At 46.0% G+C, this 16,008-nt stretch carries 15 protein-coding genes; 4 read left to right on the forward strand and 11 right to left on the reverse strand.

Annotated features, from left to right (window positions below; all coding sequences use genetic code 11):
* The first annotated feature begins 29 nt into the window (after positions 1 to 29).
* Both P2W76_RS13195 and P2W76_RS13200 read left to right on the forward strand, forming a co-directional pair.
* Positions 30 to 734 (forward strand): sigma-70 family RNA polymerase sigma factor, encoded by a 705-nt coding sequence (locus P2W76_RS13195; RefSeq protein WP_276348296.1) that lies wholly within the window; start codon positions 30 to 32, stop codon positions 732 to 734.
* Positions 682 to 1,881, forward strand: coding sequence for an outer membrane beta-barrel protein (locus tag P2W76_RS13200; RefSeq protein ID WP_276348297.1), 1,200 nt, complete (start codon positions 682 to 684; stop codon positions 1,879 to 1,881). The genes P2W76_RS13195 and P2W76_RS13200 overlap by 53 nt, the downstream gene beginning before the upstream one ends.
* A gap of 1 nt (position 1,882) precedes the next feature.
* Here P2W76_RS13200 and P2W76_RS13205 read toward each other — a convergent pair whose 3' ends face one another.
* From P2W76_RS13205 to P2W76_RS13215, 3 genes are all read right to left on the reverse strand, one after another.
* Entirely contained in the window at positions 1,883 to 3,391 is a 1,509-nt protein-coding gene (locus P2W76_RS13205) for an OmpA family protein (RefSeq protein WP_276348298.1), read from the reverse strand.
* A gap of 38 nt (positions 3,392 to 3,429) precedes the next feature.
* Positions 3,430 to 3,915, reverse strand: a complete 486-nt coding sequence (locus tag P2W76_RS13210; RefSeq protein ID WP_276348299.1) for a cytidine deaminase — start codon at positions 3,913 to 3,915, stop codon at positions 3,430 to 3,432.
* 64 nt (positions 3,916 to 3,979) lie between these two features.
* A complete protein-coding gene (locus tag P2W76_RS13215; protein ID WP_276348300.1) occupies positions 3,980 to 5,875 on the reverse strand; it encodes a DNA topoisomerase IV subunit B in 1,896 nt (631 codons plus the stop codon).
* Between the two features lie 310 nt (positions 5,876 to 6,185).
* On the opposite strand from P2W76_RS13215, the gene P2W76_RS13220 reads away from it, so the two are divergent.
* Together P2W76_RS13220 and P2W76_RS13225 are read left to right on the forward strand one after the other, a co-directional pair.
* A complete protein-coding gene (locus tag P2W76_RS13220) occupies positions 6,186 to 6,374 on the forward strand; it encodes a hypothetical protein (RefSeq protein WP_276348301.1) in 189 nt (62 codons plus the stop codon).
* Positions 6,375 to 6,403: 29 nt separating this feature from the next.
* Complete coding sequence (locus tag P2W76_RS13225; protein ID WP_276348302.1) at positions 6,404 to 6,571, forward strand: hypothetical protein; 168 nt, start codon at positions 6,404 to 6,406, stop codon at positions 6,569 to 6,571.
* Between the two features lie 235 nt (positions 6,572 to 6,806).
* On the opposite strand, the gene P2W76_RS13230 is transcribed toward P2W76_RS13225, so the two are convergent.
* The 8 genes from P2W76_RS13230 to P2W76_RS13265 form a co-directional block, all read right to left on the reverse strand.
* A complete protein-coding gene (locus P2W76_RS13230; RefSeq protein WP_276348303.1) occupies positions 6,807 to 7,535 on the reverse strand; it encodes an acyl-CoA desaturase in 729 nt (242 codons plus the stop codon).
* Between the two features lie 80 nt (positions 7,536 to 7,615).
* Positions 7,616 to 8,119: a phosphoheptose isomerase gene (locus tag P2W76_RS13235; RefSeq protein WP_276348304.1), complete on the reverse strand. Its 504-nt coding sequence runs from the start codon at positions 8,117 to 8,119 to the stop codon at positions 7,616 to 7,618.
* Positions 8,120 to 8,190: 71 nt separating this feature from the next.
* On the reverse strand, positions 8,191 to 8,652 hold the full coding sequence (locus tag P2W76_RS13240) for a hypothetical protein (protein WP_276348305.1): 462 nt from the start codon (positions 8,650 to 8,652) through the stop codon (positions 8,191 to 8,193).
* 91 nt (positions 8,653 to 8,743) lie between these two features.
* A complete protein-coding gene (locus P2W76_RS13245; protein WP_276348306.1) occupies positions 8,744 to 9,238 on the reverse strand; it encodes a GNAT family N-acetyltransferase in 495 nt (164 codons plus the stop codon).
* A 19-nt stretch (positions 9,239 to 9,257) separates the two neighbouring features.
* Entirely contained in the window at positions 9,258 to 9,707 is a 450-nt protein-coding gene (locus P2W76_RS13250) for a cupin domain-containing protein (RefSeq protein ID WP_276348307.1), read from the reverse strand.
* Positions 9,708 to 9,773: 66 nt separating this feature from the next.
* Entirely contained in the window at positions 9,774 to 11,048 is a 1,275-nt protein-coding gene (locus tag P2W76_RS13255) for an amidohydrolase/deacetylase family metallohydrolase (RefSeq protein WP_276348308.1), read from the reverse strand.
* A gap of 87 nt (positions 11,049 to 11,135) precedes the next feature.
* Positions 11,136 to 12,572, reverse strand: coding sequence for a RagB/SusD family nutrient uptake outer membrane protein (locus P2W76_RS13260; protein ID WP_276348309.1), 1,437 nt, complete (start codon positions 12,570 to 12,572; stop codon positions 11,136 to 11,138).
* A gap of 45 nt (positions 12,573 to 12,617) precedes the next feature.
* Complete coding sequence (locus P2W76_RS13265) at positions 12,618 to 15,974, reverse strand: TonB-dependent receptor (protein WP_276348310.1); 3,357 nt, start codon at positions 15,972 to 15,974, stop codon at positions 12,618 to 12,620.
* Positions 15,975 to 16,008 lie beyond the last annotated feature (34 nt).

Consider the following 16,008-nt stretch of genomic DNA (forward strand, 5'->3'; position numbering starts at 1 on the left):
AGTTTTAAACAGGAGGTGGAATTGGATGAATGACAAATTATTTTAATCCGGAAGCAACCTTTTCTTCATTAACTTCGTGTATAAGGAAACAGCTGTCAAAATTGAATAATTCGCTGGATCATTTGCCCGATAAATTAAGGGAGGACTGTATCCGTGGCGATGCGGGTAGTCAAAAGAAATTGTATTACGGTTTCTATAGCTTCGCTATGGCTATTTGCCTGCGATATGCACGCGACCGCGATGAGGCGGAGAACATACTCAACGATGGCTTTTTTAAGGTACTGACCAACCTGAACCGTTATGACAGCTCCAAGCCATTCCTTCCCTGGCTTGGACGTGTGATGACCAATACAGCTATCGACCACTACAGAAGCCAGCTACGCCATCCGGAAACGGATGATATTACGGAAATGGATATATATGGCGAAAACCCTGTAATCGACAGCAAACTAAATTATGATGATCTGATCAAACTGGTTCAGAAATTACCACCCGGTTATCGTACAGTTTTTAACCTGTATGCTATCGACGGGCTTACACACGAAGAAATCGCTGAAAAGCTTGGCATATCATCCGGAACTTCAAAGTCGAATCTATTTAAAGCACGGCAGAAGTTAATTAGCATGTTAGACGAGCAGAAAAAATTAACAGAGGGTGTAGTAAGAACCCTTAATAACGATAATGAACAACACGAATCAAAACCATACCGACATTTTTTTCAGGCAGGGGCTTAGCTCACCTCCGGAATTCAAGCCATCTGAACAAAATTGGCGGGCTATGGAACGGCTTCTTAAACCAAAAGCTAAAAAACGGTCCATCGGTTGGATCTATGCCGCGGCAGGGATCGCTGCAGCATTGCTGGTATCTCTTGTATTCTGGCTGGAACGCCAAAAACCACTTGCCACTGAGCAAAAATTAGTAACTAAGGATAAGGACAATATTATACCGCCGGCGACGCAGTCTGTCGCAGCATCAACAGAAGGCATCATAACGAAAAAGCATATAAGCCCAAGCAGCAATATCAGTGCATTCGAGAGTTCGTCTGTCGCCGCGAACACCTATCCGGTTGTAGAAAGCAATGCAGGAGGCCGGCAGCCGGCCACAAGGCCGCGAGATCTGCTGGCCGCTCAGTCTGTATCTATCAGGCAAAGCCTGACTACCGGAACAAGGGCCATCATTGTGGTGCCAGCAAACACTTTAAGTATTCCGGGGGACGGCGAAAACAGTGAGTCCAGGGATTTGATTAAAGATACCGATACGCGATCAGGCAATATTGCCGGCAGATGGGCAATCAGTCTGGCCGCATCACCAGACCTCAATTCGGTAGCGGGTGTCGACAAAGGCGCATTTGGCATGAGCGTGGGTGCGGGCGTGAGTTACAGGCTGGGCAAAGCCATCAGTGTAGGAACGGGCGTCTATTATTCCAGGAAATTTTATTCGGCCGATAAAACCTCGTACAGAGTTAAAGAAAAACCATTCGCTACCTGGACAAGCCGTTCGAACAGTATTGACGCAGATTGCGAGGTTATAGATGTCCCGGTAAATTTAAGCATGAAGCTGATCAGCAAAAAACAGAACAATGTGTATGCAACAGCCGGCTTATCTTCCTATATCATGCTTTCCGAAAAGTATAATTTTAAGTATAACAAATCTCCAGCATATCCTACAGGAAGCAGGGAGTACACCGTCCACAACCAGAATAAGCATGTATTGAGCGTGGTGAACCTTGGAATTGCTATTGAGAAGCCTGTTAATGAACAAGTAAGCCTGGTTGTTCAACCCTACGCAAAATTACCACTCACCGGAATCGGGCAGGGTGAAACTAATCTGAAATCGTTTGGGCTTGCGTTGAAGCTTAATTATTCATTGAAAAGAAAGTAAGTTATTCCTTCCTTACAAACATAATCTCCACTCTCCGGTTTGCCTGACGGCCGCTGTCTGTGCTGTTAGTCGCGGCAGGCTCGGTGAAAGATTTGGCCTGGGCAGGCAGATCGCGCTTACCCAGGATCTGGTTAACGGCATCAATGACCGACTGATTCCTTCTCCGGGAAAGAGCGACATTGTAAGCCATGCTGCCTATACTATCGGTATGCCCGGTAATGCGGAAGTTGTAATAAGCACTTAGCTTCCGGAAACGCTCCATAGCCTCTTTCAATTTTACCATCTCCGTGGCGGAAATATCCGACTTATCGAAATCAAAATAGATCACCGTGTTTTCAAGCACCGGGACACTTACACTTTTTGCGGGGGTCGGGGTGACTTCCGCTTTGGGCAGGGGGCTGGGCCTCGCGTCTACCGGGGTAGCCGCAACCGGCTGACTGACATCAACAGGCTGCTGTATGTTGGTTTTATAGGCATCAGGTATAATATCTTCCAGCTTCTTTCCCTGAAGGATCAGATTAGGATCAATCACCTTGCTCAGATCGGGATAATCTTTAAAATCAGGTTGAGTTACATCCTTTTTTGCAGTCAGGCTTCGGTCTTCGATAAACACGCCCGAATCGTAAATATTATCTGAAACATCGGCTAACACGATCTTTAAATGATATTTCTTATAAGGAGTAACATACATTTGGGCTACCAGCTTTTTGGTAATACCATCATAACGAAGGTTACGGTACAGGTTCGCGTCCAGGGTTTTCAGAAGTTCAGGATCGGGCGCTATCACTACACGGTCGGCATTACCGGCATAATCAGGATCTCCAAAAACAGATGCGATCCCCCTAAGAATCCGTCCCGGTAAAGTACCCCTGTAGGTAGATTTAACTGGATCCTGTCTTTTTATCACAACCTGCTTGTACAGGTTATTGTCAATAAAGTGATCCTGGTTGGATTTAAAATTGATCGTATTGATACTGACCGGAACATTCGTACCCGGTACCAGGGCTATATTTTTTGAAGTGGTTTCATCAGAAACTATGAACGCAAAAATATCATTATAGGGAGAATCGACATATTCAGGATATTCGTCGGAGCCGAACTGATAATTGAACTGGATACTGTTATCCATCGGCACGAAGTCGAATTCGATGCTGCACACATCAAATAATTTTTCTGTGATCATTTTAGCCAGGTCGGCGTCGGCAGCAGGAACACTGACATCACTAAATGTCGAGCTTTGATTGTGCGAATTATTATAACCTGCTACGTTGAAGGAGTTTCCCGAGGAGAGGATCAGCCCTTTGGGTACCTTTAAGACGTTGGCGGAACTGGTAAAAGACAAGATAGAAAGCGGATACCCTTTATGGGTAATATTGCCGATAACCACACCCTGTCCGCTGAAGTTTTTTTTGATCCAATCATCAACATTTATCGATGATAACCTGATCTGAGCATTAGATATGCTGCTGCAGGCCAATATTAACAAAATCAGGTAACCGGCTTTCTTCATATTGATATCAACTACCCTACTTAATATACAATTTACGATTATTTCTTAAGTCTTGTTTCCGCAAATGCAAAAGGAAGCAAACTTTTAATCCCGGCAGTCTTAATTACAGCCCCGTTCCTGCAATAAAACAAAACCTCGATCGGGTGAGATTGTCTTTTCTCATACTCGGCCATCACCTGCAGGCAGGCCCCGCAGGACGTTACAGGCTCCATGATCTTAAAATTATCTGTGTGAGCCGTGATAGCCATCGATAAGATCTTGTCGTCAGGATATGTAGAACCTATTGTGAACAAGGCAACCCTCTCCGCACATAGGCCGGAAGGATAGGCTACGTTCTCCTGGTTGCTGCCATAAACGATCTTCCCGCTTTCCAGCCTTACGGCAGCTCCAACCCTGAATTCAGAATAAGGTGAGTGAGAATTGGCCATTGCCTTTACAGCTTCCTGGCAGAGGTCTTTGTCAGAAGGATCAAGCTCATCTATGGACGAATATTCTTCGTATGATATGGTAAGATTATTACGCATCACAAAATATTAAACCCGCACGGATTCGCCCGCAGGGTTTACAATATAAGAATATTGACAGATATTACTGCGCTTCCGCCAGAACTTCTTCCGGTTCGCTTAGCTCAGGGACAGGCTCATCGCCAATAAAGTCTACTTCAACACGCAGGTTCTGTATAATATGCTGCTGCCGGTCTGGTGTATTTTTACCCATATAATACTCCAGCAGGTTCTTGATTGGCTGTTCCTTGGACAGGATCACCGGGTCGAGCCGGATATCCTCACCGATGAAAAGTGCAAACTCCTCAGGTGAGATCTCACCAAGGCCCTTGAACCGGGTGATCTCAGGTTTATTTCCCAATTTCTGTATTGCACGCTGGCGCTCTTCATCGCTGTAGCAATAAATGGTTTCTTTCTTATTACGCACCCTGAATAAAGGTGTTTGTAAGATCGAAACATGACCTGCCTTAACCAGATCCGGGAAAAACTGGAGGAAGAATGTCATGAGCAACAGGCGAATATGCATACCGTCGACATCCGCATCTGTGGCTATCACAATGTTATTATAACGAAGATTATCCAGTCCGTCCTCGATATTCAGGGCGTGCTGTAAAAGGTTAAACTCCTCATTTTCATAAACCACCTTCTTGGTGAGGCCGTAACAGTTCAGGGGCTTTCCCTTGAGACTGAATACAGCCTGTGTCAATACATCCCGGGATTTGGTTATCGAACCTGAGGCCGAATCACCCTCGGTGATAAACAGCGTGGTATCCTGCTTACGCTCATGAGTATCCTCAAAATGTATCTTACAATCCCGCAATTTCTTATTGTGCAGTGAGGCTTTCTTAGCCCGCTCATTGGCCAGCTTTTTAATCCCCGCTATATCCTTACGCTCACGTTCAGACTGCAGTATTCGCTTTAAAAGGGCGTCTGCGTCGGCAGGATGCTTATGCAGGTAGTCATCAAGGGCCTTTTTGATAAAATCGTTAATAAACGTCCTTACACTTGGCCCGTCGGCAGCTATATTTTGCGAACCGAGTTTAGTCTTCGTCTGCGATTCAAAAACAGGCTCCTGGACACGGATTGATATAGCTGCTACAATAGACGCCCTGATATCAGACGCATCGAATTCCTTTTTATAGAACTCCCTGATAGTTTTCACCACAGCTTCGCGAAAAGCCGCCTGGTGCGTTCCTCCCTGCGTGGTATGCTGACCATTAACAAAGGAATAGTATTCCTCGCCATATTGCTGGCCATGGGTCATTGCCACTTCGATATCCTCGCCCTTGAGATGAATGATCGGATACCGGAGTGTTTCTACGTCGGTATTTCTTGTCAGGAGATCGTACAGCCCCCGCTCAGAAAAATACTTGGTACCGTTGAAATTAATGGTAAGGCCTGAATTCAGAAAAACATAATTCCAGATCATGCTTTCTACAAACTCAGGAATATAATGGTAATGGCGGAAGATGGTATCATCTGCATAAAAAACCACCGCAGTCCCGTTACGCTGCGTTGTCTCTGTTTCCGCCGCATCGTTCACCAATACCCCTTGTTCGAATTCGGCCTTTTTTGTACGCCCGTCACGATAAGACTGGACAGAGAAACTGGACGACAATGCATTTACAGCTTTGGTACCCACGCCGTTCAATCCTACAGATTTCTGAAAGGCCTTGGAGTCATATTTCCCTCCTGTATTGATCTTGGAAACACAATCAATCACTTTCCCGAGAGGAATACCGCGGCCATAATCGCGGATAGAAACCCGTTTGTCGGATACCGTTACCTCTATGGTGCGGCCAGAACCCATGACAAACTCATCAATAGAGTTATCAAGTATCTCTTTCAGCAAGACATAAATACCGTCGTCGTAAGCGGAGCCGTCACCGAGCTTGCCGATGTACATTCCCGGACGCAGACGGATATGTTCTTTCCAGTCGAGCGACCGGATACTATCATCACTATAATCTATTTCAGCCATTTATTAAGAGGATATTTTAACCCATACAAATTTAAAATTTTGAGCGGGGTATTGGGAAGGGAGATTTCAACATATGAACATCTTTCCGCTTCGTTTTTTTGCCATAAGGGGAAAAAGGCAAAAACTTCTTATTGTCTACTGTACTATACACAGATATTTATCAAAATGCACAGGAATACCCTTAGACCGGAACGGTTCATCAGTATAAAAACAATCCTAGCGATCCAATAAGGCTGGGGCATAAGCTTCGTCATGGCATAAACGTCTTTTTGGAACGAGAATCGTATTAGGTATCACAGGGAAAACAATTATGAATAAGCCGGGAAAAGAAAAAAAGAAACAAACCGGTTCAAAAGAACCAGAACTGGAACCGGAGAAGGACTGGGAAAACCCCGGGAACCCGGAAGCTCCTACCGACCCGCGGGATGTAGAAAAGCTTCAGCGGCAACTGGAAGAAGCCCAACGAAGAAAAGAAAATTTAAGCGAAGACAAAACCTGATTATAAGATAAACCTAAAAACCAACGACTATGAAAAGGAATACTAAAATAACGGCAATGACCCTTGTAGAGCAATTTGACCAACAACTACGCGAAGCATTAATGTCTGACCTTAAAGCAATCCATAACGCCAGAATTAACCTGATCAAACACATTACATTTAATAACCATGGCCGCGACAGGCTAATGACAGCATAAAATTATCTAATCAAGCTATATACCTTTCTAAACTGAAAAAGTCGCTTCTTAACTGAGGCGACTTTTTTTTGCAGAACAAAGACCTCAAAGCTGTCATTGCGAGCGCAGCGCGGCAAAAGAATCAATGCTCAGGAAATTATGACCTTCCACCAACCGTAATGTTCTGCCTTTTCCACTTTCAGTTTTCAGTTTTCAGTTTCAGTTTTCAGTTTTCAGTTGTCCACTTTCAACTAATCTAAACCTTCCTCAACTTAATAATCCTTAAAGTATGCATTAGCTTAATAATGGGATAGGACGGGTCGAACTCGAACCATTTATTTGCAAAATTTACACTGTTCGGGCTCTTATGATGGTTGTTCTGAAACAACTCGCCCATCATTAAGAAATCGAGGGGAAGAGTATTTTTACTATGATCGTCGTTATCGTGGTTTGAATAGCCGTATTTATGGCCGCACCAATTAACGATAGCACCGTGGATAGGTCCCATCAAAAAGTGAATGGGAAGCAGTAAAAACATCCACCAGTACTCAGCGAAGTAAATATAAAATGCTACATATAGCAATGCAAAGACGATGCGGGTAACCCACAGGTCGCCGATACGGTCGATCAGCGGCCATGTTGGATACCTGTCAATAAATGCAGGCTCCGGCTGAACCTTGAACTTAACATATTCCAGGTAAATATTCTTTGTTTTGATCATCAGACCCCAAACATCTTTGATAAAATGCGGGGAATGCGGATCTTTCTCTGTATCGCTGTATGCGTGATGCATCCGGTGCATGATCGCATAGGCGCGCGGGTTGAGAAAAGACGAACCTTGTGTAAGGAAGGTCAGCATATAGAAGATCTTCTCCCAGAAGGGGTTCATCTTAAACATCTTATGGGATGCATATCTGTGGAGGAAGAAGGTTTGAAAGAATAAAGAAAAGAACCAGTGACAGAGAAAAAAAATAAGAACAGGCATGGATAAAGTTAGGTGTACAATAAAGGGGCAAAACTAAGAAAATTATAGTTCTTAAAGATATAAACGCAGAAATGATTGCTTTAGCGCCCGAAGTCGTCCTGAACCCTTATAATATCCAACTCATCGGAAGGGTTTGATGGTTCGGTATGCTGCCAGATCTCTGCTATAATACCCCATTCCTTTAAACCCACTGCCCGGTGGCGTTCTCCTTTTTGAAGCACGATACGGTCGCCGGGGCCATACTCTTTCAGGCCGCCTTCTGTATCATCCGGGCTAGTTATTACCCCGACTGTTCCCTTGATAACCTGCCAGATCTCCGCACGGCGATTATGATATTGCCAGGATAACCTCTGCCCCGGTGTAACGATCAAAACCTTCGGGCTAAGTTTTCCCGAGATCTTCAGGTCATCTACCTTAATTCCGTTAAAATAGGTATCGGCAAATTTCTGCGCCTGCCCCTCGTCGAGCACAAAAAAACCACCCCATGGCCTGGTCTGGTCTTCTGTTAAGATATTAAATCCCTGGTCTTCAAGGGTAGAACGGGTCTCCGAAAATATATTACTTTTTTGTTGGTCTGCAGTCATAGTCTTTGCAATTATACGTTTTAGAACATATAAGTGCAATTAGAGTTTGAACTTTAGAAGTATATGCAGTATTAATTGGTGATGCCCAAAGATATTTTCCAAAACCCGGGCTCCTTAATCTCAATATCAGCGTATTGGTCTGACATATTCACTCTTATGCGGCAAGGGAATACCACATCAAGCAGCTGCATGCTCATACCTCTTGCAGTTTTAGCAAGCTCCCGCGTCTGGTTATAATTCCCGCTGATCACATTGACGGAACTTATCGCCGCTGTCGCCAATGATTTATCCGTAGATGCGAGGTTTGCACCACCGGACGCGTTCGTGGCGTCTATCTGTATGACATTTTCCACGCCTTTCAAATCCTTACGTATGTCAACCCTGTTGACTTTGCTGGACCTGTCGTGAACCATATAAGGCTTCTCAACCTTAATCTTTTCTTTTTTCTCAGGCTTTTCGGCTTTATCCTGCGCTGCAACAGACAAACAGGAAAAGGTAATCAGGGCAATAAAAAAAAGCTTGATTGATTTCATGGTTCAGGTTTAAGTATACCTAATTTAAATAAAACATATTGATGTCCCCTACAGTAGGTATTTCATTTTTCTCCGAAATGGTTTCAATAAATTAAAGGGCTCCCGGCAATTGTGGCTGGAAGCCGTGTAATTCCATTTTATACAAATGAAATCCTTTATCCCAATAGTCTTCAACAACTTCAGTGGTCCTGAAGCCTTGCTTCTCATAAAACCTGTATACGAGTTGTGAAGTCCGGACAGTTATGCTTTTTACACCAATAATTTTCTGTATTTCCCTGATCCTGAATTTCAGCAAGGCGCTTCCTAATGATCTGCGCTGAAAGCCAGGGTGTATAATATCCCAGCTTATCACCCCCCTGGTCTTGTCGTCAGAGAAATTAAGGCCTCCGCTGCCTACAACTTTGCCTGACATTTCTATAACATAATAGGATTCGATTTCGCTCTCTAAATAATATTCAAGATCGTCTTGCTCTTTTGGTGAAAAGTATGCCGGTGTGTTCAGTCTGAATAAATTCAATACTCTGTCCTTATCTGAACTTGAATATGCCCTGATCAAGGGATCCTGATTTTCTTGTATAAAAGTCAATGGTTCAATTTACAACTGGTTATTGCAATGACTTAATTTCAGTTAATATGATCTTTATGTCCGTATCGCCAACGTTCTCCACATAGTGTTTAGCGCCATGGCCGGCCCAGGATGAGGTGCCTGTTTTAACTTCCGAGACCTTCGGTTCGCCGTTTTCGGTATACACCTTGACCTTCCCGCCTGAAACCACATAAGATGATCTTGGCGGATGAGTATGCCAAACATCCTTTTCACCTGGCTTTACAGAATACTCTACAACCCGTACATGTTCATTTTCTGTCAGCACCCTGGCTTGATTCGGAGAAGTTTGCACCATATCAATGTTAAGAATGCCGCTTTGCTTCTCCGCTGAGACAGATGTGTTTTTTGACTTGTTGTCCTGACTTGAATTTGAAGCATTCTTGATACCCTGGTTACATGCGTATATCGTTGTTGTTCCCAACGCCATTAAGAGAATAAGTTTTTTCATCTTTTTATAATTTCTATGGTAAAAAGGCAGAGAATTTACTCCCTGCCTTATTGCGGTTGAGAAACCTTATTTAGCATTCCAAAGAGCACCTGCAATACCGTTCAGGTCCCATACTACCCGTCCTGCGCGGACGGTCAGTTCTGCTTCAAATTTCTTATTTCCCTTATAGGTTACCCCGCGGGCATCCTGGAAACCAAAATTACCTTCCCGCACTGTGAACACAGCGATATCGGCTTCAGAACCCACACTCAGGCTGCCCAGGTCCGGACGTTTGATCACTGTCGCCGGATTCCAGGTAGACCGGAGAATTATATCCTGAACAGATAAGCCCAGGGCCAGGAACTTCGACATCACATTAGCCATGTCTTTCATCCCAGCGTTGCGGCTGGCACGATAAAGATCTGTGCTGATGGTATTTGGAAGAAAACCCTGCTTGACAGAGTTATGAGCAACATGCCATTGGAAGGCGCCCGCACCGTGTCCGACATCGAAGATACGTCCGCTCTTCTGCGCTTCAAAAATAAAGGGCTTCACCTTATTATTCTCATCGACTACCGATTCACGGGCAGGCATGGAATAGGCATAGGTATGCGTAAAGATATCTCCCGGGCGAAGATGCTTCATAAACAGCTCTTCGATAGATAAGCGCGGTGTACTGCTTCCAAAATCAACGATAACAGGCTTATCAGTAAGCTTTCCGGCTTCAACAGCGCGATCGACGGGCGTAAAATCATGCCCCTGGTAATGGTGAGCTTTAATCCCAACGATCAGGTTCGGATGCTCCTTCATCACGAATGCCGTTGCCGTAGGGTTCATATCGGAAACATCCTGAGCATGTACCGTTCCAAGCATAGAATTTCCAACGATACTTAAAAATGCCAGCACACGGGTCTGAGAGTTATCGATGGTTTGCTTTTTAAAGATGTGGAAGTTACGCCAGCCGGAGGATCCCGCATCCACGACCGTAGTCACCCCGGAACGGAAGGTAAAATCATCAGGAACAACGCTGCCCCATCCGTTGGTGATCCCAAACCCGGTATAACCCGGATCCTCTGTTCCGGCGAATACATGCGTATGCATATCGATAATACCAGGGGTAACATACATGCCGCTTGCGTCGACAACCTTCTTTGCATTTGCTGCCGGTATGCTGGCCGCTACCTGGACAATCTTTCCATTAGCTACCGCTACGTCCATTTTGCCGTCGATCTTATTCTTGGGATCGATCACATGGCCGCCCTTTAGCAGCAGGTCAATTTCCTGAGCCTGCAGGGCGCCTGAAAAGAACAAAGAAGAGCATAATGCTATGGCAGAAATTCTTTTTAATAGATATAATTTCATGAAATTAATTTTAGTTCCCTTAAAGATAAAAGGTATGTGCAGGTTTCCCGCACATACCTTTAATTTATTTTGAATATCACCTCCTGATTACCAGTCTTTATTTTGAACCAGTTGTGGGTTGACGTCGATTTCCAGCTGCGGAAGAGGCAGGAACTTGTGTTTAGGCAGGTAGCCTAAGCTCTTAAGTTCTGTTTCTGCCCGTCCCCACCGCCTGAGGTCTGAGAAACGGTGGTTCTCGAATGCTAGTTCCCAAAGGCGTTCTCTTACAATCGCCTCAAACAATGTCTCTTTGGAACCCGTAGTCGCCGCCGTGAGCACAGGTACATTTACAGACGGACGCTGGCGAACCAGGTTAACCGCATCGCGGGCTGCGTCAAGTTTTCCATTCTCGTTCGCTGCTTCAGCATACATCAGCAATACGTCGGCATAACGGATCACGGGATAGTTCGTTCCGCCGCCCTGAACAAAAAGAATTGGCAACATACCTTTGCGGATATTATAACCGGTAGGCGACCAGATAGACTTATACGTATCCAGGTTTAAATTACCAGTAGTAAGCGACGGAGCAAACACATCACCATTCCTGAAGATAGAATACTTCAGGCGCGGATCATTTGCCGGGAAGGCATCAACCATACGCTGGGTAGCGGCATGGCTTCCCGTACCACCGTTCACGCCGGGCAGATGGCTCTGGTTGCGGGTATTTACACCTGAGCCGCCGATATCGGCAAACTGAACCTCGAAGATCGACTCTTTGTTATTCTCGAAATTACGGTTCCACACCTGGTCGAACACATCCATCAGGCCATATTGCTTGCTGTCGATCACCGTTTTGAAAGCCTTTTCCGCCTCCGGGTAGTTTTTCACAGACAGGTAGGTCTTACCAAGCAAGGCATTAGCTGCACCGCTGGTGGCTCTTCCCAGGTCTGCCGGCCCGTATGACGGCGGCAATGCCGGAATAGCTTCCTTCAGATCCTTAATTACGAATGCAAAAACATCAGCCTGCGGGCTCTTAGCGATCAGCGCTTCATCAGGACTTTTTAATGGCGCGCTGATGATGATCACATCTCCCCACATATCGGCCAGGGTCCAGTAATAGAACGCTCTCAGGAATTTCGCTTCCGCGATATAGCGTGCTTTTAAGTTTGCATCCATCTCCACGGCTGGCACCTCGGCAATTACCTTGTTCGCACGTCTTACGCCTGCATAAAGATCGGCGTAGGTATTGAGCATGTAGGTATCTGAAGCATCGTACGAAAAGTTGTTCAATGCTAAAGGCGAAGTATTGGACAGCAAGGTCTCGCCGGATGGTACACCCAGGAACTTAGGCAGATAATCAGCATACAAAGCTGAAGATTGCAATTGCTGATAAACCGCATTAAGGCTGGTTTTAGCCCGGTCTGCAGAATTAATAAAACCGTCTTCCGGTAAACGGTCAGGTGGTGTCTTTTCCAGAAAGTCCTTGTCGCATGAGGAAGATAGAATGGTGATCAGCACGACACTAAATATTTTGAGATATTTCATCTTAGTAATGTTTTGAGTTAAAGAATACAGATGGTTCAGCATGACTTAAAAATTAGCCTGTATACCAAACTGGAATACTTTTGGAATCGGATAATTTCCGGTATCCACTCCGATCGACAATGGGTTTAAGTCGTTGTTTCCGTAACCTGAGCCACCCAATCCATCCGGGCTATAATTGATATAGTCTGTAATGGTGAACAAGTTCTGGGTATTGACGTATGCTCTCAGGCGTTTCACACCCACGGAGCTCAGTGTGTTCGCCGGCAATACATAACCGATCTGAAGGTTCTGCAACCTCAGGTAACTTGCATCTTCAAGGTAGCGGGTAGAAGGACGCGAGTTCTGGTTAGCACCGCCACGAATAGCACGTGGCATGGTGTTGGAAGTACCCGGACCAGACCAGCGGTTCACTACCGTAGCCATTTGTCCGTGCTCACCGTTCATGCTCTCCAGATAAGCGCGCTGTGAATTATACAATTGCTTCCCGGCAACGCCCTGGAAACTGAAGGTCAGATCGAAGGCTTTATAGTTCATGTTACCACTGAATCCATAGTTAAAATCAGGGAACGGGCTTCCGATCACCGTACGGTCATTGGCATCGATCAAACCATTACCATCGATATCACGGAATTTCACATCACCCGGGGCAGCACCTGTCTGACGCGCATGAGCATCAATCTCTGCCTGCGTCTGGAAGATACCATCCATGATATAGCCGTAGAAGCTAGACATAGGCTGGCCCACGGCAGTGCGGGTAAACGTACCGAACTGGTAAACGTTTTCAACCATACTTACGATCGCATCTCCCTTACCGAGTGATAGCACTTTGTTCTTAACGGTAGACAAGTTAGCAGAAAGGCCAAAGTTTACTTTTCCTACCGACTGACGGTAACCCAAAAGGAACTCAAAGCCTGAGTTTCTAAGGGCCGCCGCGTTCTCAAACGCACCCTGGTCACGGCCTATTCCCGATACCACTGAGATCGGCGTACGCAGCAGGATCCCGTGAGTGTCTTTCACCCAGTAGTCAGCAGAGAAGGTCAGCGCGCTGTTGAACATAGCCAGGTCTAAACCGAAGTTGGTTTGCTCTGTAGCTTCCCAACGTAAGGACGGGTTGCCCAGGCTCAGAACAGCAGAAGCCGGAGCGATCTGGTCTGCACCAAAGAAGTAACGCAGCGAAGTAGTAACCGTAGAGATATTATTATAATTACCAAATTCCTGGTTACCCAAACGGCCCCAGCTTCCTCTCAGCTTTAATGCAGTAACAGCTGGCAGTGCTTTCATGAATTCCTCACGCTCTATATTCCAGCCCGCGGCAAAAGAAGGGAAATTACCGTAACGGTTATCAGAACCGAAGCGCGAAGAACCATCGCGGCGGATAGTGGCCGTGAACAGGTACTTGTCGGCGATAGTCAGGTTGGCCCGGCCCAGGAATGAACGCAGTGCCCACTCTGATTCGTTTCCACCCAGCGTAAAGGTTCCCGTCATGGCATCAAATACCTGCAGGTCATTGCTCGGCGCGTCACGACGGCTTCCCGACATGTTGCTGTAGAGTGCATTCTGCTGGGTATAACCTCCCAATAAGGATAAGGCAAACTTTTCCTTAAACACCTTATCGTAGGTCAGGGTATTCTCAAGCAAGTACTCATTCCCGTCATTTTTATACTGATTCAGGGTCTGGGTATTATTGGACCTGTTATCCATCTGGAAAACACCCACATACAGCTTATTGCTGTTCAATGTAGTATTCAAACCTGCATTCAGACGGTATTTCAATCCCGGCAGGAAGGTATACTCGGCGAACACGTTACCTAACAGGTTATTACGATACGTATAGTTACGACGCAGGTCGCGGCGGGCCACAATATTCTCGCGGTTATTTACGCCGGTTTCGGCAGTATTAGGACCGCCATATCCGCCCAGGTTTTGAGGCTTGTACAGTTTCATCGTAGGCGATGATCCCAGGAGGTAGGCAAAATCAAGGTTATTTGCCTGTCCCAGGTTCAGGCCCTGCGAACGGCTCATTACGATCGACTCACCGATCTTTAACTTCTTCTGCTTGCCAACAGTGAAATCACTGTTCACCCGGGCAGAGTATCTCTTCAGGTGACTGAAAACCATAACACCTTCCTGGTCAAAGTATCCGCCGGAAACGTAGAACTTAGCGTTCTCGCCGCCGCCTGCCAGCGTCAGGGTATGATCCTGCATAGGTGCGGTCTGGAAAGCCTCCTTCTGCCAATCGGTATTGGTAGCCAATACGCTAGGATTGCTGAATGCTGCCTGGGCCGGGAAACCTCCTGCCCTGTCAGCTTCATTCACCACATCAGCTAATTGCTGAGAGTTAGCCATCGGAATGAAATTATTGAAGTTCTGAACGCCATAGTAAGCGTTATAGCTTAAGCGGGTTTCGCCTGACTGGCCTTTTTTAGTGGTGATCAATACTACGCCGTTGGCAGCCCGTGAACCGTAGATCGCCGACGCCGATGCATCCTTAAGAATGTTAAGCGACTCGATATCATTAGGATTTATTGCGTTAATATTGTCGCCCGGCATAGGCACCCCATCAACTACATACAGTGGGCCTGAGTTTCCAAAAGTTCCCTGGCCGCGGATACGGATCTGCACAGCACCTCCCGGCTCGCCGGAAGTATTGGTAATGTCAGCGCCCGCTACACGACCCTGAAGCGCCTGGTTGACGTTAGATACGGCCTGGCCTTCAATATCTTTAGCAGTAACAGAAGTAACGGCACCGGTCAGGTCGCTCTTCTTTTGCGTACCGTAACCGATCACGACAACTTCCTGTAAGGATTCGGGGTTGGCCTGTAAAACCACGTCCAGCGAAGTACGTCCGTTAACGGCAAGTTCCTGAGTGGTATAGCCTACATAGGTAAATACCAGGGTAGTTGCACCCTCGGGCATATTGATCGTAAACCGGCCATCAACATCAGTACTTACACCAACAGTAGAGTTCTTCACTTTCACGCTCACCCCGATCAGTGCCTCACCGGTAGCGTCCGTAACCCGCCCGCGGATCTCGGCCAGCACAGCCTTTTCCTCGACAGCCTGCCTGTTAAGGCCTGCCAGGTTTGAAGAGGCCACAGGTTCTGTCCTTGCCTTAACAATGATGGTCTTATTACTGATGGTGTAGGTCAGCGATTGATTGTCAAACGATTTATCAAGCACTTCACCAAGTGGGGCGCGCGTAACGTTAATAGTAACCGGTCGGGCACGATCTATCACCGGAGTGATGTACACCAGGTCATATCCGGTCTGCGATCCAATTTCTTTCAGTACGGTTTCCAGTTTAGCGTTACTAAACTTCAAACTTACCGTCTGGGAAAATGTCTTAGCGCTACTCACCTGGAGGAGCGCTGTGATCAATAAAACAAAAACCAGTTTTATCATCAACAAGAGTTTAATTATGTAGTCAGAGGGCCTA

Source organism: Daejeonella sp. JGW-45, from assembly GCF_029360805.1.
Lineage (GTDB): Bacteria > Bacteroidota > Bacteroidia > Sphingobacteriales > Sphingobacteriaceae > Daejeonella.